The following is a 17,216-nucleotide window of genomic DNA, read 5'->3' as shown; positions in this document are numbered from 1 at the left end:
CCTTGCGTTTGTGCCTCGTCGCAACAGGGGGGTCATTGATCATGTCGGTCTCGACCCTGTTCAAACCGACGATCCTCATGGCCGTGGCGCTCATGGCGGTGATCGTCATGATGATCCTGCCGATGCCATCCTGGGTTCTGGACGTGGGCCTGGCGGCCTCGTTCGGGCTGGCGATCCTGATCTTCACGGTCACGCTCTTCATCGAGCGGCCGCTGGATTTCTCCGCCTTTCCAACGATCCTGCTGACCTCGCTGATGCTGCGGCTCTCTCTCAACGTCAGCTCGACCAAGCTGATCATCGGCCAGGGGCATACCGGAACTAACGCGGCGGGTGAGGTGATCGAGGGATTCGCCAACTTCGTCATGGGTGGCAGTGTCTTCCTGGGCCTTGTCGTCTTCGGCGTTCTGATGATCGTCAATTTCGCGGTCATCACCAAGGGGTCGGCCCGGATGGCCGAAGTGTCCGCCCGGTTTGCACTGGACGGCATGCCGGGCAAGCAGCTTGCCATCGACGCTGACATGTCCGCAGGTGCGATCGACCATGCCGAGGCCAAGCGCCGCCGCGAAGTCGAACAGCAGGAAACCACCTTTTTCGGGTCGCTCGACGGTGCGTCGAAATTCGTCAAGGGCGACGCGGTGGCGGGTTTGCTGATTACGCTCCTGAACCTCGTGATGGGGATCATCATGGGCGTCGTCGTGCATGACATGCAGTTGGCCAACGCGCTGGAGACTTATGCCATCCTGACAGTTGGCGACGGTCTGGTGTCGCAGATCCCGGCGGTCATCATCTCGATTGCCGCAGGCCTGCTGCTTGCCCGTGGCGGTGCGACTGGCGCGACCGACGTGGCGCTGGCGGCCCAGCTGGGGCGCCATCCGTCCGCCCTTTTGGCGGTTGCGGTGCTCATGGTCCTGTTCGCGCTGGTGCCGGGCCTGCCGTTCGTTCCCTTCATACTCGGCGCGGCTGTTCTCGGGGCGACGGCATGGTGGCTGGCCAAACGCCCGTCAGAACCTGAAAAAACGGATGACGAGGATGAGGAAGACAGGGCCATGCCGGTTCAGCACATGGGAGATGTCCTCGACCTCGACGACATCCATGTCGAATTTGCACCGGACCTGGTCAACATGGTGCTGGACCCAGGAACCGGCCTGGACGTCCGCATTGCAAACATGCGCCGGCACATCGCCGCGCATTTCGGGCTGATCCTGCCCGAGATCCGGCTGACCGATGCGGCGTCCCTGCCAACCGGAACCTATGTCGTCCGCATCCACGGGGTCGAGATGACGCGCGGTGAACTAAACCCGGATTTCGTGCTGGCCCTTGTGCCCGAGAACAATGGCGCGCTGCCAAACGGCAAGGATGTGACCGAACCGGTCTACGGGGCGCCGGCGCGCTGGATTCGTCCCGAGGATCAGGACAAGGCGGCCATCACCGGCGCCACGATTGTCGCCCCGACGGAAGTGCTGGCAACGCATCTGCTAGAGGTCATCAGGCGCAACTTCGGTCGGTTGTTGACGCTCAAGGCCCTGCGTCGCCTGCTGGACGAGATGGTATCCCTCAGCAATCAGAGCCGGGCAGAAGCGAACAAGAAATTGCTGGACGAGCTCATCCCCGACAAGGTGCAGATCGACACGCTGTTGCAGGTTTTGCGGCTTTTGCTGGATGAACAGGTGTCGATCCGCAACCTGCCGCTGATCCTGGAAACCATCGCCGAGATGCGCGGCCAGCAGACCCAGCCCGAGGTGGTCTGCGAACACGTGCGCCAGCGACTGGGGTTCCAGCTGGTGGCCGGGATGCGGCGCGACGACGGCACCATCCCTCTGGTGCAACTGGCACCCGAATGGGAAGAGACGTTCATTTCTTACCAGGTGGAAAACAGCCAGGGCGCGCTGGATGTTGCCCTGCCGCCGGAAAAGTTCGAGGCGCTGACCAGCGGCCTGGCCGACACCATCGGCGAGGCCGGGCAGCGTGGGGTGTCGCCCGCGGTCGTGACTTCGGCCCGCCGTCGCCGCTTCTTGCGCACGGTCATGGTGGCCAAAGGGCTGAGCAATCCGGTCATGTCCTACGAGGAAATCGGGCTGGAGGCGCGCCCGGCGCTGGTTGGCGTGGTGGCCGCATGATCGCGGTTCAGCCCCTGCTGGATCTCCTGGGTGGCACGCTCTGGACTGCGCTCGTGGTTTTCCTGCGGGTCGGCGCGGCCCTGGCGGCCCTTCCCGGACTGGGCGAACAGGTGATTTCTGTCCGGGTCCGGCTGATCCTGGCGCTGATGCTGACGGCCGTCGTCGTGCCTGCCGTGGGCCCCGGGCTGGATCTGCCGCCCCCTGGGCTGGGCAGTTTCCTGCGTGCCCTGGCCACAGAAACCCTGTCGGGTCTGTTTCTGGGCATCATGCTGCGCCTGTTCATCCTTGCGATCCAGACTGCCGGGGCCATCGCCGCGCAATCGACGTCACTGTCGCAACTCATGGGGCAGTCCGGCCTCGATCCGCTTCCGGCGATAGGTCATATCCTGACCACCGCAGCCCTGGCGCTGATGATGGCGACCGGGTTTCACGTCAAGGCTGCCGCTTTCCTGGTGCTGTCCTACGACCTATTGCCGGTGATGCAGTTTCCCAACCCGGCCGATGTCGCCGAGGCCGGCCGCCACCGCGTCGGGCAGAGCTTCGCGCTGGCCTTCAGCCTGGCGGCGCCCTTTGTCCTGATGTCGGTGATCTACAACCTGACGCTGGGCGTCATCAACAAGGCCATGCCACAGCTCATGGTGGCGTTTGTCGGCGCCCCGGTCATCACATTTGGCGCCATCGCCTTGCTGCTGGTTTCGGCGCCACTGCTGCTTTCGGTCTGGTTGCAGGCCTTCGAGGCCTTCCTGGCCGCACCTTTCCGGTAGGCGCGCGATGGCAGAGCAGGACGAATCCTCTGAAAAGAGCCACGAACCATCCCAGCGCAAGCTCGACGAGGCGCGCAAGAAAGGTGAAATCGCCCGCGCCCCGGACCTGCTCACCGCGATGGCCTACCTGGGGATGCTGGTCTGCATGACCGCGGCGGGCGGGTACAGCCTGGCCAGTTTCGCCGAGGCGCTCCTGCCGCTCATCGAACAGCCCGACCGCCTTGAATCCCTGTTCTTCCGCGATGGTGCACCGTCGATCGCCGGCTCCCTGATCTCGGAGAGCCTTGGCCCGGCGTTGCCCTTTCTCTTTGCGCCGGGGGTCCTGGTCTTGCTGGCACTCTTTGCCACGCGGGGCATCGTCTTTACCGGCTCGAAACTGGCGCCCAAGATCTCTCGCATCAATCCGATCGAGAATGCCAAGAACAAGTTCGGGCGCCGGGGGCTGTTCGAGTTCTTCAAGAGTTTCGTCAAGCTGAGCGTCTATTCCGTCCTGCTTGCGGTCTTTCTTGGGGGTCAGCTGGACCTGATCGTCGGCACGGCGATGGCCACCCCCGGTGAGGCGGTACTGCGCATGACCGACCTGATGAAGCATTTTCTGCTGATTGTCGTGCTGATCGCCGCCGTGATCGGCGGGATCGACCTGTTCTGGCAGCGCGCAGAGCATATCCGCAAGAACCGCATGACCCAGAAGGAACTTCGCGACGAGATGAAGGAATCCGAGGGTGATCCGCATCTCAAGCAACACCGCCGGATGCGGGCGCAGGAAATGGCGCTGAGCCAGATGATGGGCGATGTGCCGACGGCGGATGTCGTGATCGTCAACCCGACCCATTATGCCATCGCCCTCAGTTGGAGCCGTCTGCCCGGCTCTGCCCCGGTCTGCGTTGCCAAGGGCACCGACGAGGTGGCGGCGCGCATTCGCGAAACCGCGAAAGAGGCGGGTGTCCCGATCCATTCGGATCCGCCCACCGCCCGCGCGCTATTTGCCACGACCAAGATCGGCGAGGAAATCGCGCCGGATCACTACCGCCCTGTCGCTGCGGCCATCCGCTTTGCGGACAGCATGCGGCGCAAAGCAAAGGAGAAAGGCTGGTGACCAGCAAATTCGACGACTTGATCGCTGCAACGGATCTCTTGCTGGAACGCGAGCTGGAGGCGCATCGCCGGAACATGTCCGAAAGCGCCCGGGTTGCTGGGGAGCTGGCCCAGATCGACGCCATGCGCCGTGCCGCCCAGGCCGACCAGGGGGCCGTGGGCGCGCGCCAGTTGCTGGGGGCGGATACGCTCTGGCAGGGGTGGCTGGTGGGCAAGCGGGCCGAGGCCCTGCGCCAGAGCGCGATTGCCCGCGCCCGCGAGGGCGAGAGCCTTGCCCGCGCGCGCACGGCCTTTTCCCGTGCGCAGGCGGCAGAGGCGCTTGCCCACGACGAAAAGGAAGCCCGAAAAAGACGCAGGCTCAAGGCCGAGGCTGAGGCTATCGATGCCCTGGGTGTGCTGCGCGAGGCAAAGGCGCGCGGTCTGGACTGACCGGAGGCACGACAAGACCCGCCCGGTTCCGGGCGGGTCTTCGACGATCAGCGTAACTGTGCCTGGTGTCAGGCGGCGTCCTGGCGGGCGATCTCTGTGATCAGCACGTCTTTTACGTCGGTCCCCAGAACCGAACGCGCCGCGTCCAGAAGGGCGGACCGGAGGATATCCATGCGCTCCCCGGCGGTGAAGGCTCCCTCGAACCCGCCGATATTGGCATGGTCGAACATCACTTGCAGAAAGACGTCGCGCAGCTTGGGTTCCCTTTCGTAGACCGCCTGTGATCCGCCGCTCGAGACCTCGATGCTCAAAGAGGCGACGACCAGCGCCTCGACGCGCTCGGTGCTCATGATCGGGATGACGAACTGGTTGTTCATCTTGACGTATTCGTTGCCGCTACCACCGTGGCCATTGTCCTTGTGACTGTCCGCCGGCGGGGGGTCTGCATGGTCCTTGTCGGCATGTTCGTCGTCATGGGCATCCGCGGCGACGTGTTTGGGATCCTCGTCCGTGGGCGCCAGGAACAGCCCCGCGCCCACGCCGGCGCCGGTTCCCACCAGCGCCAGGATCAGGGGAAAGAGTTTCTTGAGCATGAACCGGCCTCAGAAGGGCAGGATCGCATCCAGCACCTGCTGGCCGATCCTGGGTTGTTGCACGTCGGTGATCTGCCCGCGGCCGCCATAGGAAATCCGGGCCGAGGCGATCTTGTCATAGGTGATTTCATTCTGGCGCGAGATGTCCTCGGGGCGGACGTAGCCCGTCACCAGCAGCTCGCGCAGTTCGAAATTCACCCGCACCTCCTGGCTGCCTTCGATGGCCAGCACGCCGTTCGGCAGGACGTCGATCACGGTGGCGGCTACGCGCAGGGTCAGGCTCTCGCTGCGGCGCACCGATCCATCGCCGCTGGCATCGCTGGAGGACTTGATCGACACCGCGTCGTCCAGGCTGGCCCCATCGGTGATGCCCTGGTTGATCCGTTGCGGCACCCCGAAGAGATGCGGAATGCCAAGGCTTTCCGAGCCCGAGCGCGACCGCGAGGTCTTGTTCTTGATCTCTGCCTTTTCGTCGATCTCGATCACCACGGTCATGATATCGCCGCGTTTCATTGCGCGCCGGTCGCCCAGCAAAGAGGTCTGACCCCCGCTCCACAGAGAGGCACGGTCGGCGCCAAGGCGGGGCGCGCCGTCCTGCGGCAGGCCGGAGGCAATCATTGCCACCCGTTCCGGGCTGCTCTTGTCCGGGGTGAAATCGGGGGTCTTGCCGATGTGGTTCACCCGCGCGCAGGCGCCAAGGGTCAGGGCCAGCCCGATCAGGCCGATGTATCGCAGCATGTCTGTCCTCATTTGTTCACCAGGATGGAACCATCGGGCGCGATGGTGCCGAAAAGCGTGGTGCGGGAATCCACGTTCATCACGCGGATCCGTTCGCCTGCCGCGCCGCGGCCGAGAGCGCGGCCCTCGGCCCTGATCCGCAACCCGCCCTGGGCATAGACCAGTTCAACCGCCTGGTTGCGGTCGACAAGGGCCGGCTGTCCGACCGCGCCGCGCATGACGGCGCGACCGGGATAGATGGCGGTCCGGGCCTCTTGCCCGACAACCGCGTCGAGCGTCGCATAGGCGCCCTGGACCTCTGCCGGGTCCAGCCGCACCGCGTCGGCGGTTATGATCTGTTGCGGGCGGATCGTCTGGGTGGCGACCACCGTGTCTGCGGCCGCCGCTCCGGGTAGAAGCGCAAGGAGGACCAGCCAGCGCATCAGCGCACCTGCGCCGTGGCGCCCATCATCTGGTCGGCGGCCGAGATCACCTTGGAGTTGAGCTCGTAGCCGCGCTGGGCCTCGATCAGGTCGGTAATCTCCTTCACGGCATCGACGGAACTGTCCTCAAGGTATCCTTGCCTCACCGTACCAAGGCCGTCCTGGCCCGGCGTCGACTGGATCGCGGGTCCCGAGGCCTCTGTCTCGACAAAGAGGTTCGAACCGATCGCCTCCAGTCCCTTGGGGTTGGAAAAGCCGGCCATCGTGAACTGGCCCAGCAACTGGCCCTCGGGCTGGTCGGGGAAATAGGCATAGACCTCGCCGTCGGCGTTGATCGAGATGCTGCGCGCATCCGCCGGGATCACGATCTCGGGCGAGACGGGATAACCTTCGGAGGTGACGATCAGCCCCTCGCCGCTGCGTTTCAGACCGCCGTCCCGGGTATAGCCCAACTGGCCGGAGGGCAGGACCACCTCGAGGTAGCCGTTCCCCTCGATGGCCAGGTCAAGATCGCCACCGGTGGCCGACAGCGCCCCCTGTTGAAGCTGCATCGAGACGGCGGCGGGCCGGACGCCAAGGCCCAGCTGGATGCCGGTGGGCAGCACGGTGCCGTCCGAGGCACTGACAGATCCCGCGCGGGCAAGCTGTTGATAGTGCAGGTCCGCGAACTCGGCCCGGCGGGCGTTGTAGCCCGTGGTGCTCATGTTCGAGAGGTTGTTCGAGATGACCTCGACCCGCATCTGCTGGGCGGTCATGCCTGTGGCGGCGATCTTGAGGGCGCGCATGTGACGGCTCCTATTTGATGACGTTTTTCAGGACGCTGCGGATGCGCTCATCTTCGCGTTCCATAAAGCTCTGGCCCAATTCGTAAGCGCGCTGCACCTCGACCATGCGGGCCACCTGCAGGATCGGATCCACGTTCGATGCCTCGACGAATCCCTGCATGACGCGGGGCGCCTCGACCGGTTCGAAACCGTCATCGCTGCGGAACATCTGCCCGCCCTCGCGGATCATCGACTTGGGGTCCAACGGTTGCACGACACCGACCTGCCCGATCGGGCGGCCTTCGGTGCTGATTGTCCCGTCACGGGCAATAGACAGCTCAATGGCCTGCGGTGGAACAAAGATCGGCGCCCCGCCCGCGTCGAGCACGGGATAGCCATCCGGCGTTACCAGCGTACCTTCGGCGCTGGGCGAAAAGGCCCCGGCACGCGTCAGCCGGGGACCATCGGGCGAGTCCACCAGGAAGAAGCCGTCCCCCTCGATGGCCATGTCGTACATGCCGCCGGTCTGTTCCAGCGTGCCCTGTTTGAGCGACGTAGTGCCGATCCGGCCGGCGCCCATCGCGACGGCGGCCATGCCGTCGCCTTCGGCCACGTATTCGGAAAAGATCACGCCTTCCTGCCGGTATCCGGTGGTGTTGGCGTTGGCGATATTGTTGGCGATGACCTGCATTTCGCGCATCAGGCTTGTCTGGCGCGACAGGGCGGCGTAGCCGGCGGTTTCCATGTCAGCCTCCGGTGATGAGGGGAATGATCTGCCCCTGGAAGAATTCCACGAGCGTTCGGGTCATGAAGCTCATCGACATCCAGAAGACGGCGACGATGGCCAAGAGTTTCGGCACGAAGGTCAGCGTCATTTCCTGAATCGAGGTGAGCGCCTGGAAGAGGCCCACGCCGACCCCGGCAACCAGGGCCGCCGTCAGGATCGGGACCGCGGTGATCGTGGCGATCCACAGGCCCATGCGCAGGGTGTCGAAGAAGATGACCTCTGTCAGCATGGCGTCAGACCGGCATCCGCAGGATTTCCTGGTAGGCCTCGACCACCTTGTTGCGCACCGCGACGACCGTCTCGACAGCGAGTTCCGACTGGGCCAGCGCCTCGACCAGGGCATGCGGGTCCGCATCGCTGGTCATCGCGGCCTTGGCGGTATCCTCGGCGGCCTTGAGCTGTTGGGTGAATTCCTCCGTGACCCGGGCGAACTCCTTTTCCACGGGCGCTTGCGCGGTCTCCGGTTCGGGTTGCATGGCGGGACGGGAGGCCGCGTATTTCTGTGCGGCATAAAGCGAACGGACGTCCATTCTGGATTCCTTTCAGGTTTTAATTCAGGGGATTAGCGACGCAGAAGATCCATCAGGCTGGTCGACATCTGGCGCGTCTGGTCGAACATCTTGAGGTTGGCTTCGTAAGAGCGCTGCGCCTCACGCGCGTCGGCGATCTCGATGATCAGGTCGACGTTGGAGCCGAGGTAGTTGCCCGTCGCATCGGCCAGCGGGTGCGAGGGATCGTGGATCACCTCCAGTTCACTGCGGTCCAGCCGCACATCGCCGGGTTTGACGCCGGTGACATCTGAACGGGTCGGCTCCATCTCGAATGACACGGTCTTGCGCCGGTATCCGGGCGTATCGACGTTGGCAATGTTCTCGGACAGGATCCGCAGGCGTGCGGCCTGGGCCTGTAGGCCGGTGGTGGTGACCTTCAGGGCGTTTGAAAAATCGCTCATCTCTCTCTCCGGTTATCCGCGGCCCAGGCTGGCGCGGAGGATGCTGAGGTTGCTGCGGTAGATGGCCAGGGCGCGGTCGTGCTGCCGTTTCGCGCCAGCGGCGTTCACCATTTCCTCTTCCAGGGAAACGGAATTGCCGTTCGGATCCAGCATGTCGCGCCGTTCGCGAATATCGACATCGCGGCCGTTGCTGCCGTTGAGGTGCTTTTCCCGCGTGGCGCGCTGGCCCATCATCGAGTCACGCAGGGTGTCCTGGAACTCGGGCAGCGCGCGGGCCCGGTAACCGGGTGTATCCGCATTCGCGATATTCTGGGCACTGTAGGCCTGTTGCGTGCCGGCGTGACGCGCCATTGCCATCGCCGTTCTGAAGACGTCCAAATTCTGGAACATCGGGGCTTCTCCCTCGATTGCTTCAATCAAGGCTTAACGCTGATTCCTTTAGATATGGTTTGCGAGGAATGAACGGAGCGTACGATGGACGAAGACATCAGCGGCCTCAGGGCCAGGATCGCGCAGATGCAGCCGGTGCGCGCGGTCGGCCGTGTGCAATCGGTGGATGGTACGATCATCTGGGTGCGCGGCCTGGCCGAGGATGCCTGTATCGGCGACCGGCTGCGGCTGATGCACTCCGGGAACGTGCTGGGCGGAGAGGTCCTGCGCATTCGCGATGATCTCGTGGCGATGTTGCCGGACGAGGCGGCCGAGGGCGTGTCGCGCGGCGACCGGGTTGCCGTACTTGGTCCGCCGACACTCGCGCCCTGCGATAGCTGGATCGGTCGGGTGATCGACGCCTATGGCCGCCCGCTGGACGGTGCGCCCATTGGCCCGGGCGCCCAGCGTCGTCCGTTCCGGGCCAGCCCACCACCGGCGGCGGCGCGGCGGCGCCTGGGTGAGAGGTTGCGGACCGGCCTGTCCGTTTTCGATACCCTTCTGCCCATCGTGACCGGCCAGCGCGTTGGTCTCTTCGCCGGCTCTGGGGTGGGCAAATCCAGTCTTCTGGCGCAGCTGGCACAGGGGATGGAGGCGGATGTCGTCGTTCTAGCCCTTGTCGGTGAACGCGGGCGCGAGGTCCTGGATTTCGTGACTTCCGTACTGGGGCCGGAGGGCATGGCGCGCAGCGTCGTGGTTGCGGCGACCTCCGATCGTTCGCCGCTGGAGCGGCGGCGCTGTCCACTGGCGGCCATGACCATCGCCGAGCATTTTCGCGACCAGGGCAAACACGTGCTCTACCTTGCCGATTCGATCACACGTTTTGCAGAGGCGCACCGCGAAGTGGCGATTGCCTCTGGCGAGCTTCCGGCCCTGCGCGGGCATCCGCCCTCGGTGGCCCATCAGATCATGCGCCTGGCGGAACGGGCCGGGCCCGGGTTGCAGGGCACGGGCGACATCACGGCGGTGTTCAGCGTCCTCGTGGCGGGGTCGGACATGGATGAACCGGTGGCGGATATCCTGCGCGGGGTGCTGGATGGACACGTTGTCCTGGACCGGCAAATCGCCGAACGGGGCCGCTTTCCGGCGATCGATCTTTTGCGGTCCGTTTCGCGCAGCCTGCCCGAGGCGGCAAACGACCATGAAAACGCACTTATCCAAAGAGTTCGGGGCCTGTTGGGCGCCTACGCGAAATCAGAAACGATGGTGCGGGCAGGTTTGTACCGGGAAGGTGAGGATCCGCTGCTGGACCAGGCGATGAAGGTCTGGGCGGACCTGGACGGTTTCCTGGCCGAGAAATCGCCGGACGGGCCGGAAGGTGCGTTTCAAAAATTGGAACTGATTCTGCGTCGCGCTCAGGCTGGCGTCCCGCAGGGTCGCCCGGCGCCGGGGCGTGGCGGACAGATGCCCGCGGCGCGCAAGATGTGAGACATTGGCGCGGCGTTCATGGCCGCGCTTTTCAACCGAAGAGGGATTGGCGCGGAATGGACGAAAGCAACGTCAGCGCAATCTGGTTCGATCCGGCATTTGCTGTCTGGTTTATCTGGTTCTGCAGCAGGTAGGTGTTGATGACCCGGTTCATGATGTCCGGTTCAGCCAGTTCCGAGAAGGATTTGACGCCATAACGGCTGCTGACCTTGTCCTTCAGCACCTCGACCTGCTTGTCGACGTCGATCTGACTGAAACTCGAGGGCAGGCCCAGCGCCGCCTGGAAGACGTTGCGTAGCGAAGTTGTTCCAAGGACCGAGAACCACTTGGTGTTGTCCGAGGATTCGCGCCCTGCCAATTCAGGGATGGCACGTTCGAAATTCAGCGCTGTGCGCAGGCTTTCATCCACGTCGCCAACCGCGACTTCGAATTCGTGGAGATAAAAGTCGGACACGATTTCATCCGCGAACCCATCTCTTTGGGTTGCGGAGACCGGGTCACGGTCAAATTCAAAGGCTTTGGCCAGTTCGACATAGCGGCTGTCGCCCAGGACATTGGCCAGGTCACGCGCATCGTCGGCGCCCTGTTCCAGCACCCTTTGCATCAGCTTTGGGCTGCCGGCCTTTTCGCCGAGATCGAAAGCGACCAAGGCATAGGTAAACAGGCGCGGGTTCTTGATCATCCCCTCAGCCGAGGTGACAGCGCCGATGTTGTCGCGAAAGAACTGGGTTTCGGTTTCGATGTTCAGAAGGACCTGCTGCCGCACCGATTCGCCGTAGGGCGTGTCCGTGTCGCCGGTTTCGGCCAACCCGGCCTCCATGTTGGCCAGCACGGTTTCGCGGTAGCGATCCGCGATCGGGTCGGCAAAACTCGGTTCCCGGGTCTTGGGTTCGAGAACCTTTTCGAAGCTGAACGCATTGGCCAGGGCGACGAAACGACCATCCGACAGGCGGTTGGCGAGAGCATCGTCATTCTCCGTTCCCTCTTCCAGAACCTTCTGGATCAGGAACTTGCTGTCGATCTTGTCTTCAAGTCCGAAGGCCGACAGGGCGACGCGCATGATCCGGCGATCGGATACAAATTCGTCCGCGCTCGTAATTTCGCCGATACGGGACGCGAAATACTCGGCATCGCGTGCAAGCGTCGGCGACTTGTCGAAATTCGCACGTTGAGTCTCTTGCGTGGCCTTCAGGAACTGCCAGGCGGTAAGACCGGAGCCGACGACAATGGGTTGAAAGCTCATTGGGACCTCGTGGCCAGCAACCTGTCCTCGCGTGGGATCAATGCTCGAAGCGCCTTGAGGCACTGGTAGAACTGTTCACCCAACAGTGCCTCGGTCGCTTGGCCCAGCAGGCGGCGGCTATCCGGATCGGTGAGGATCTGGCTCAGTTCCTCGATCCGCGGAAGGAGTTTCAGACGTGCCTCCTCGGCGTCGGCATCCCCGGTCAGGATCAGCTGTGCATGGTAGCAAAGCCTGCGAACGGGCGTCTTCGCCTCTTCTGGATGGATCGCGTCGCGCAGGCGAAGTACATTGGCGTTCGGTGTCACGATTGACAGGCGGCTGCGGCGATCACCGTTCTCGATGACGGCGCCATTGATCAGCACGCGCTCTCGCGGGCCGAGTTTGAGGACAAGTCCACTCATTTCCGTGTGCTCCTGCCGCTCAATCCTTTGAGGATCGCGGCGTTGATTTCCAGAAGCGGTCTGACGCGCGCTTTCTTCGTCAGCACCTGTGAGGTGTGCTGTTGCACGAACTCCGCCAGGTAGAAGATCCGCGCCCGCAACTCGGCCGGTAGGCCATTGTCGCTGTCGGCGACATCGACGGCCAGGGCGGTCCAAAGACGTTGGTTGTCGGAAAGTGCCTCGACCAACCGTGGATAGGCACGCGGACCAGCCTCGGCGGCAGCCTTGATGCGATGCGTGACCTTTGCGATCAGCTCGTATTCGGTGCCGCGGGGGGTCTGGGTCGAGCGGGCGTTTTGGGCATAGGCCCGTTGCGCGAGAGAATGGGCGTTCACTTCAGAACCTTCTGGTTATGAGGATCAAGGGGGATGACCCGAAGGGCCGGTTGCCCGGCCCCCCGGAGTGTCTTGGGTTAGCGGAACAACGACAGCAGCGACTGCGGCGCCTGGTTGGCGATCGACAGTGCCTGGACACCCAGCTGCTGCTGGACCTGGAGCGCTTGCAGGCGGGCCGAGGTCTCTTCCATATCCGCATCGACCAGCGTGCCGATGCCGGACTTCAGGGCGTCGGTCAGGCTGCTGACGAAATTCGCCTGGGTTTCGATGCGGCCCTGGGCCGAACCAAAGGCCGAGGCCGAGTCGATTGCGGTCTGGATCAGGCCCTCGATCGATTCCAGTGCGGCGTCCGCGCCGGCCTGGGTGGTCACGTCGATGTCCGACAGGTTCTCGAGGCGGCCACCAATGGTGGAGTCGCCGACATCGTAGCTGCGAACCTGGACCGAGAAGTTGTCGCCGGTGTTGTTGGCACCGGTAAAGTCGATCTGGTTCGCGTTGGTGCCGTTGACTGCCGCACCGATGCCAAGGCCGTCGGTGATGTCCGAGTTGTCGGCCACGTATTTGTTGAACGCGTCGGCAAGACCGGCGGCCACATCGGCCTGTGTGTCACCGTCGCGGGCAACGTAAGTGATTTCCTGTGCGCCGGCCGTGGCGGTGGTGTTGAAGGTTGCCAGACCTGCCGCACCCGCTGTGATCTCGATCGAGAAGCCGGTGCCTGCCGCCACAGTTGCGGTTCCAGCACCCGCGGTCTGACCGACGACGGCTGCCGTGGTCGGCTGTGTCGCGTTGCCGGTCAGGGCAACGGCAGCGGTGTTGGCTGCGCCCGACAATTCGTCCGAGGCCGCGGCGGTGGCGGATGCCGATGCCACGTCGATCGACGAGACCGATGTGCCGAGGTCCTGCTTGGCCACCGTGATGTCCGATGCGGTCACACCGGTGCCGGAACGGTCTAGCGAAGCCAGCACGTTGATGCTGCCCGAACCGGCCGCAGTATCGGTATTCGACAGCAGGTTCAGACCGTTGAACTGCGCGGCACCGACGACGGCACTGATCTGGTTGCGCAGCGCATCGATGTCCGTCTGGATCTTGCCGCGGTCGACGTTCTCTTCCTGGGCGGCAACGATCTTGCCTTTGATCTCGGTCAGCAGTTCGGTCGTGGTTTCCGCGGCCTGGCGGGCCACGGCGACGGTGGACTGGCCGAGGTTGAGGCTGTCGGAGATGCCCTTGAAGCCCTTGACGTCCGCCTCCATCACCTTGGAGATGGCCCAGACTGCGGAGTTGTCCTTGGCGTTGGCAACGCTCTTGCCGGTGGAGATCTGCGACTGCGTGTCCGCCATGCTGGAGTTGATGGACTTGAGGGTCTGCAGCGCGACCATCGCGCCATTGTTCGTCAGGATGCTAGACATAGGTTGTCCTTGCTTTCAAAAGGCGCTTTTGCGCCGGTTTGCATTTGCCGCGAACGGCATCTCTGACGCCTTCTGACGTATGCAGTCCGACCCCTTTGTCGGCCTGCGCCACCCGTCTTGGTGCGCGGCCAACTTGGCCTTTCGAGTCCTAACGTTGCCCTAATCCCTCCACTGCCGTTTCGGCGGATTTGTCACAAATGCTCAGGCACGTCTTTCCAGGCGTTTCGAGGCCGGTGCATCAATGGTCTGGCGACGCCCCTTGGCATCATAAGTATCGGTCGCCTTGCGCACGCGGTTGAGATCGCCAATTCGCGCGGCAACATTGCGCAGCCCGGCCAGGGCCTGGTCGAACAGTTCCTGATTGCGGCGCAGTCCGTCCTTGATGGGCGCGACCTCCTCGGCCCGTAGCGGCGCATTCTCCAGGTCTTCGGCAAGGCCCTGTTTTTCAGCCATTAGCTCGGCCAGGCGATCGAAATCACCTTCAAGCAAGGCCTTCCGCTCGGCCTCGAGCAGGGATTTCAGGCGGTTCGTCAGCGTCTGGTCAGTCATCGATTCTCTCCTTCAGGGCATGGAACAGCGATTCGGCCAGTCCGATTCCGCCGCCTTCGGTCATTTGCCGGGCCTGTTCCAGGCGCATGAAAGAGGCGAACTGGTTTTCACCTGCGCCCCCGCCGAACGCCTCCGGCGCCTCGCCCAGTTTTGCGGATTTCAGCATTTCGGCCAGGAAGTTCACCTCCAGCTCTTTGGCGGCTTCGCGCAGGGCGCGATCCTGCGGTGTTGCAGTGGTTGCGGCTGTTATGGGAATTTCCATCTGGTTTGTCTCCAATTCGACTCGCTCTTCGTGATTTGGCCAGATCGCGGTAAAGAAGTGGTAAGGAGCTTCGCCCTAGTGTGCCCCCGTGGAAGAATTCCCGGAGCACTCATGCTGAGCCAATTGACTAGCCTGCTGGGCATTGCCCCGACGAAATCCGTTCCGGAGGCCCGCAAGGATGCGCAGCCCGACGCCGATTTCGCCAGCATTTTCGCCGATGCAGAGGATGACGCGCAGAGCTATCAGCCAGATCCTGGGTCTCTCCCGGATGCGGACGAGGTTGCTCCTGCTGATCCCCTGAACGATCCGGATGCTATCGCTGCGCCGATCGGTGATCCGGACGAAGGAACGGATTTGGTCGATGATCTCGATCTTTTGCACGGCGGTTCGGACGAACCGAGGGAGATGGCTCCTGCGGACCGACGGTTTGACCCGGATCCGGGAGAAAAGCCGGATGAGGTGACTGATCCCAAGGGAGCCGCCTTCGCCGATCATCAATCGGCCGAACCCTCGAAACAATGGGATGGTTGGCTGCAACGCCTAGAGGACTCGCGACCGAAACGCGACCATCCCGACGGCCAGCCCATGGTCGACCGCGACGCCGATCAGGTGACTGGCCCCGGGTCCCTTGCGCCAAGGGACTGGCGCAAGACCGATAGCTGGATCAACGGGATTGACTCGAAGAACCATCCTTCTGCGGCTGAGGCTACGTTTGCAGAGAACATGTCTTCCGTCGCTGTTCCAATGCGTGGCCTGCTTGGCGCTGAGGCGCAACCTGTCGAGCGGTCTGAGGTCTTTCAAGTCATTGATACAGATATAAAAACTTCCGATCCTGGGGGGCGGGATCACCGCGCAAGTCATTCGGTCACACCAGTCATTCCGCATGGTGAAACGCACGCCGGCGCCGTTGACCGACTGCGTACCAACCCCGGATCACCCGCCCCCCTGACCAGCGGCACCCCGGCGAAACCTTTAGAAGGAACTGATCCGGGCTTGCCGGACATACCGGTTTTTCGTTTCGGCCTGTCGCAGCCGGCCCAAGAGCACACCTGGCCCCGACCGACCGAGCCGCCGGTATCCCGTCTGAAACAGGTGGTGATGCCCGCCGGACAAGGTCTGCCGACGGGGCCGGCTTCATTGGGCTTGCCTGCATTGGCTCCCAAGAACGCAGTAGCCGGGGCGGTTCAGCCACGGGACAAGCCAGTTTCTCCTATGCGGAGTGAACTGGCCCAAGGCTCTGCGTCTGACCAGATTCATCGGATCGACACTGAACTGCGCGCGCCAGCAGGCGTGCAAGTGACATCCGGCATGAACAGGCGTGATCCACGTGATGCGTTGCATCGATTCACTGACGATCTCGCGTTGGCGGCGAAACCCGGCACAGAGTCCCCTGCCAAACTGGGGCTGGTCGATCAGACAGGAAACTCGCAGGGGATCGAAGAAAAGCAGGTGCCGCTGGCGACGCTGAAAGGTCGTCATGGCAACCTTGATTTGAACCCCGACGTGTTCCGCACGAGCGTCAAGCCAACAGGGGTTTCTGCCGCTGCGGAAGGCGGGCCCGTTCCGGCTGGCGTGCGGGGTTTCGAACCGGCGATCGGGCCTGCACAACGAGTCCTGGATGGCGAAGTACCTCCCATGCCGCGAAGGACGGAGTCAGACCCATCGGCGCGTGTCGAGCTTGGCGCCACGGCCAGGGTAATGGCACGGCCCGGCATCGGGGCAGAGCCCGTCGTACAACCCTTGGAGGCAGAACGCGCCGAAAGTTTGAAACATAGTCTTCGACGTGGCGATCCGAATCCGGCGCCGGGTCTCGATGGCGTCATCGCCGACAACACGACTGTGGCGCCTAGCAGAGGGTCTTCAGGATCGGCAAATGTCGCCCCGATTGCACCCGGTGGCGCGACTCCGGCGCTGGCGGGCGTCCCTAGGCAGGGGACGGTGGCGCGCGTGACGTCTCCGTTCATCGATGATCTCGCCGAAGATCTCTTGCGCTTCGACAGCCAGCCCGCGGGCGCGGCACCCGGGGGCCAGTCTGCACCGGTCCAGGCGGCAACGATGCCGCAGGTCATGCACAGAACGGATACTGCGTCGATTCTTCGGCAGGTGTCGGATGGCATGGCACGCCTGGGTGAGGGCTCGGTAGAGATCCGGCTTTCACCCGAGGAACTTGGACAGGTGCGCATGCAGATGGTGCCGTCCGACAATGGCATGACGGTGCATATCACCGCCGACCGCCCCGAAACGCTTGATCTCATGCGGCGTCATATCGACCAGCTTGCGCGCGACTTGGCCGATGCCGGGTACGAAAGTGCCTCGTTCAGTTTTGGCGAAGGTGGAGAGGATGGTGAAGAGCCAACCGCGCACAATGATCACGCCGAAACGATGCCGCGGGACGACACGCCGACCAATGCGCCACCCAAAACCGAGCCTGTTTCGGACGGACTTGACATCAGATTCTAGGAC

21 protein-coding genes are annotated in these 17,216 nt (G+C 63.5%); 6 read left to right on the top strand and 15 right to left on the bottom strand.

Going from position 1 to position 17,216, the window contains the following annotated elements:
* The first annotated feature begins 41 nt into the window (after positions 1–41).
* Genes flhA through BLQ71_RS16655 form a run of 4 tightly spaced genes read left to right on the top strand, consistent with a single transcriptional unit; the run spans position 42 to position 4,405 of the window.
* Positions 42–2,117, top strand: a complete 2,076-nt coding sequence (gene flhA / locus BLQ71_RS16670; RefSeq protein WP_074622574.1) for a flagellar biosynthesis protein FlhA — start codon at positions 42–44, stop codon at positions 2,115–2,117.
* On the top strand, positions 2,114–2,881 hold the full coding sequence (locus BLQ71_RS16665) for a flagellar biosynthetic protein FliR (protein WP_069211181.1): 768 nt from the start codon (positions 2,114–2,116) through the stop codon (positions 2,879–2,881). The genes flhA and BLQ71_RS16665 overlap by 4 nt, the downstream gene beginning before the upstream one ends.
* A gap of 7 nt (positions 2,882–2,888) precedes the next feature.
* A complete protein-coding gene (locus BLQ71_RS16660) occupies positions 2,889–3,977 on the top strand; it encodes an EscU/YscU/HrcU family type III secretion system export apparatus switch protein (RefSeq protein ID WP_074622516.1) in 1,089 nt (362 codons plus the stop codon).
* Positions 3,974–4,405: a hypothetical protein gene (locus tag BLQ71_RS16655; RefSeq protein WP_074622515.1), complete on the top strand. Its 432-nt coding sequence runs from the start codon at positions 3,974–3,976 to the stop codon at positions 4,403–4,405. Before BLQ71_RS16660 ends, BLQ71_RS16655 begins: the two co-directional genes overlap by 4 nt.
* Before the next feature lie 68 nt (positions 4,406–4,473).
* On the opposite strand, the gene BLQ71_RS16650 is transcribed toward BLQ71_RS16655, so the two are convergent.
* From BLQ71_RS16650 to BLQ71_RS16610, 9 genes are read right to left on the bottom strand one after another with little or no spacing between them, the layout of a single operon-like run.
* Positions 4,474–4,998 (bottom strand): flagellar basal body-associated FliL family protein, encoded by a 525-nt coding sequence (locus tag BLQ71_RS16650; RefSeq protein WP_074622514.1) that lies wholly within the window; start codon positions 4,996–4,998, stop codon positions 4,474–4,476.
* A 9-nt stretch (positions 4,999–5,007) separates the two neighbouring features.
* A complete protein-coding gene (gene flgH / locus BLQ71_RS16645) occupies positions 5,008–5,736 on the bottom strand; it encodes a flagellar basal body L-ring protein FlgH (protein ID WP_167645267.1) in 729 nt (242 codons plus the stop codon).
* An 8-nt stretch (positions 5,737–5,744) separates the two neighbouring features.
* Positions 5,745–6,158, bottom strand: coding sequence for a flagellar basal body P-ring formation chaperone FlgA (gene flgA, locus BLQ71_RS16640; RefSeq protein WP_074622513.1), 414 nt, complete (start codon positions 6,156–6,158; stop codon positions 5,745–5,747).
* Entirely contained in the window at positions 6,158–6,943 is a 786-nt protein-coding gene (gene flgG, locus BLQ71_RS16635) for a flagellar basal-body rod protein FlgG (protein WP_043142914.1), read from the bottom strand. The genes flgA and flgG overlap by 1 nt, the downstream gene beginning before the upstream one ends.
* Before the next feature lie 10 nt (positions 6,944–6,953).
* Positions 6,954–7,667 (bottom strand): flagellar hook-basal body complex protein, encoded by a 714-nt coding sequence (locus BLQ71_RS16630; protein ID WP_074622512.1) that lies wholly within the window; start codon positions 7,665–7,667, stop codon positions 6,954–6,956.
* 1 nt (position 7,668) lies between these two features.
* Entirely contained in the window at positions 7,669–7,938 is a 270-nt protein-coding gene (locus tag BLQ71_RS16625; RefSeq protein ID WP_043142920.1) for a flagellar biosynthetic protein FliQ, read from the bottom strand.
* 4 nt (positions 7,939–7,942) lie between these two features.
* A complete protein-coding gene (fliE, locus tag BLQ71_RS16620) occupies positions 7,943–8,239 on the bottom strand; it encodes a flagellar hook-basal body complex protein FliE (RefSeq protein WP_043142922.1) in 297 nt (98 codons plus the stop codon).
* 32 nt (positions 8,240–8,271) lie between these two features.
* Positions 8,272–8,661, bottom strand: coding sequence for a flagellar basal body rod protein FlgC (flgC, locus tag BLQ71_RS16615; RefSeq protein WP_043142924.1), 390 nt, complete (start codon positions 8,659–8,661; stop codon positions 8,272–8,274).
* Positions 8,662–8,673: 12 nt separating this feature from the next.
* Entirely contained in the window at positions 8,674–9,051 is a 378-nt protein-coding gene (locus BLQ71_RS16610) for a FlgB family protein (RefSeq protein WP_172431337.1), read from the bottom strand.
* A gap of 84 nt (positions 9,052–9,135) precedes the next feature.
* Between BLQ71_RS16610 and BLQ71_RS16605 the strand changes: the two genes are divergently transcribed.
* Entirely contained in the window at positions 9,136–10,518 is a 1,383-nt protein-coding gene (locus BLQ71_RS16605; RefSeq protein ID WP_074622511.1) for a FliI/YscN family ATPase, read from the top strand.
* A gap of 31 nt (positions 10,519–10,549) precedes the next feature.
* On the opposite strand, the gene BLQ71_RS16600 is transcribed toward BLQ71_RS16605, so the two are convergent.
* From BLQ71_RS16600 to BLQ71_RS16575, 6 genes are all read right to left on the bottom strand, one after another.
* Entirely contained in the window at positions 10,550–11,761 is a 1,212-nt protein-coding gene (locus BLQ71_RS16600) for a DUF1217 domain-containing protein (RefSeq protein ID WP_074622510.1), read from the bottom strand.
* A complete protein-coding gene (flbT, locus tag BLQ71_RS16595) occupies positions 11,758–12,162 on the bottom strand; it encodes a flagellar biosynthesis repressor FlbT (RefSeq protein WP_043142932.1) in 405 nt (134 codons plus the stop codon). The genes BLQ71_RS16600 and flbT overlap by 4 nt, the downstream gene beginning before the upstream one ends.
* Positions 12,159–12,536 (bottom strand): flagellar biosynthesis regulator FlaF, encoded by a 378-nt coding sequence (flaF, locus tag BLQ71_RS16590; RefSeq protein ID WP_074622509.1) that lies wholly within the window; start codon positions 12,534–12,536, stop codon positions 12,159–12,161. The genes flbT and flaF overlap by 4 nt, the downstream gene beginning before the upstream one ends.
* Before the next feature lie 77 nt (positions 12,537–12,613).
* Positions 12,614–13,942 carry a flagellin N-terminal helical domain-containing protein gene (locus BLQ71_RS16585; RefSeq protein ID WP_069211190.1) on the bottom strand — a complete coding sequence of 443 codons (1,329 nt, stop codon included), beginning with the start codon at positions 13,940–13,942 and terminating at the stop codon, positions 12,614–12,616.
* 201 nt (positions 13,943–14,143) lie between these two features.
* A complete protein-coding gene (locus BLQ71_RS16580; protein ID WP_043142942.1) occupies positions 14,144–14,491 on the bottom strand; it encodes a flagellar protein FlgN in 348 nt (115 codons plus the stop codon).
* The gene (locus tag BLQ71_RS16575) at positions 14,484–14,753 is read right to left on the bottom strand and encodes a rod-binding protein (RefSeq protein WP_069211287.1); all 270 of its coding nucleotides are present in this window, start codon (positions 14,751–14,753) and stop codon (positions 14,484–14,486) included. Before BLQ71_RS16575 ends, BLQ71_RS16580 begins: the two co-directional genes overlap by 8 nt.
* Before the next feature lie 111 nt (positions 14,754–14,864).
* Between BLQ71_RS16575 and BLQ71_RS25800 the strand changes: the two genes are divergently transcribed.
* Positions 14,865–17,213 (top strand): flagellar hook-length control protein FliK, encoded by a 2,349-nt coding sequence (locus tag BLQ71_RS25800; RefSeq protein WP_083342280.1) that lies wholly within the window; start codon positions 14,865–14,867, stop codon positions 17,211–17,213.
* Positions 17,214–17,216: the final 3 nt, after the last annotated feature.

Source organism: Antarctobacter albus (assembly GCF_900101505.1).
In the GTDB taxonomy this organism is placed as follows: domain Bacteria; phylum Pseudomonadota; class Alphaproteobacteria; order Rhodobacterales; family Rhodobacteraceae; genus Antarctobacter; species Antarctobacter albus.
The sequence above is the reverse complement of the archived record's forward strand: the minus strand, read 5'-3'. Positions and strand labels throughout refer to the sequence as shown.

What these genes read in the sequence shown, in the direction of transcription:
- flhA (WP_074622574.1), top strand. Translation starts at nt 42, where the DNA reads ATGTCGGTCTCGACCCTGTTCAAACCGACGATCCTCATGGCCGTGGCG.
- BLQ71_RS16665 (WP_069211181.1), top strand. Translation starts at nt 2,114, where the DNA reads ATGATCGCGGTTCAGCCCCTGCTGGATCTCCTGGGTGGCACGCTCTGG.
- BLQ71_RS16660 (WP_074622516.1), top strand. Translation starts at nt 2,889, where the DNA reads ATGGCAGAGCAGGACGAATCCTCTGAAAAGAGCCACGAACCATCCCAG.
- BLQ71_RS16650 (WP_074622514.1), bottom strand. Translation starts at nt 4,998, where the DNA reads ATGCTCAAGAAACTCTTTCCCCTGATCCTGGCGCTGGTGGGAACCGGC.
- flgH (WP_167645267.1), bottom strand. Translation starts at nt 5,736, where the DNA reads ATGCTGCGATACATCGGCCTGATCGGGCTGGCCCTGACCCTTGGCGCC.
- flgA (WP_074622513.1), bottom strand. Translation starts at nt 6,158, where the DNA reads ATGCGCTGGCTGGTCCTCCTTGCGCTTCTACCCGGAGCGGCGGCCGCA.
- flgG (WP_043142914.1), bottom strand. Translation starts at nt 6,943, where the DNA reads ATGCGCGCCCTCAAGATCGCCGCCACAGGCATGACCGCCCAGCAGATG.
- BLQ71_RS16630 (WP_074622512.1), bottom strand. Translation starts at nt 7,667, where the DNA reads ATGGAAACCGCCGGCTACGCCGCCCTGTCGCGCCAGACAAGCCTGATG.
- BLQ71_RS16625 (WP_043142920.1), bottom strand. Translation starts at nt 7,938, where the DNA reads ATGCTGACAGAGGTCATCTTCTTCGACACCCTGCGCATGGGCCTGTGG.
- fliE (WP_043142922.1), bottom strand. Translation starts at nt 8,239, where the DNA reads ATGGACGTCCGTTCGCTTTATGCCGCACAGAAATACGCGGCCTCCCGT.
- flgC (WP_043142924.1), bottom strand. Translation starts at nt 8,661, where the DNA reads ATGAGCGATTTTTCAAACGCCCTGAAGGTCACCACCACCGGCCTACAG.
- BLQ71_RS16610 (WP_172431337.1), bottom strand. Translation starts at nt 9,051, where the DNA reads ATGTTCCAGAATTTGGACGTCTTCAGAACGGCGATGGCAATGGCGCGT.
- BLQ71_RS16605 (WP_074622511.1), top strand. Translation starts at nt 9,136, where the DNA reads ATGGACGAAGACATCAGCGGCCTCAGGGCCAGGATCGCGCAGATGCAG.
- BLQ71_RS16600 (WP_074622510.1), bottom strand. Translation starts at nt 11,761, where the DNA reads ATGAGCTTTCAACCCATTGTCGTCGGCTCCGGTCTTACCGCCTGGCAG.
- flbT (WP_043142932.1), bottom strand. Translation starts at nt 12,162, where the DNA reads ATGAGTGGACTTGTCCTCAAACTCGGCCCGCGAGAGCGCGTGCTGATC.
- BLQ71_RS16585 (WP_069211190.1), bottom strand. Translation starts at nt 13,942, where the DNA reads ATGTCTAGCATCCTGACGAACAATGGCGCGATGGTCGCGCTGCAGACC.
- BLQ71_RS16580 (WP_043142942.1), bottom strand. Translation starts at nt 14,491, where the DNA reads ATGACTGACCAGACGCTGACGAACCGCCTGAAATCCCTGCTCGAGGCC.
- BLQ71_RS16575 (WP_069211287.1), bottom strand. Translation starts at nt 14,753, where the DNA reads ATGGAAATTCCCATAACAGCCGCAACCACTGCAACACCGCAGGATCGC.
- BLQ71_RS25800 (WP_083342280.1), top strand. Translation starts at nt 14,865, where the DNA reads ATGCTGAGCCAATTGACTAGCCTGCTGGGCATTGCCCCGACGAAATCC.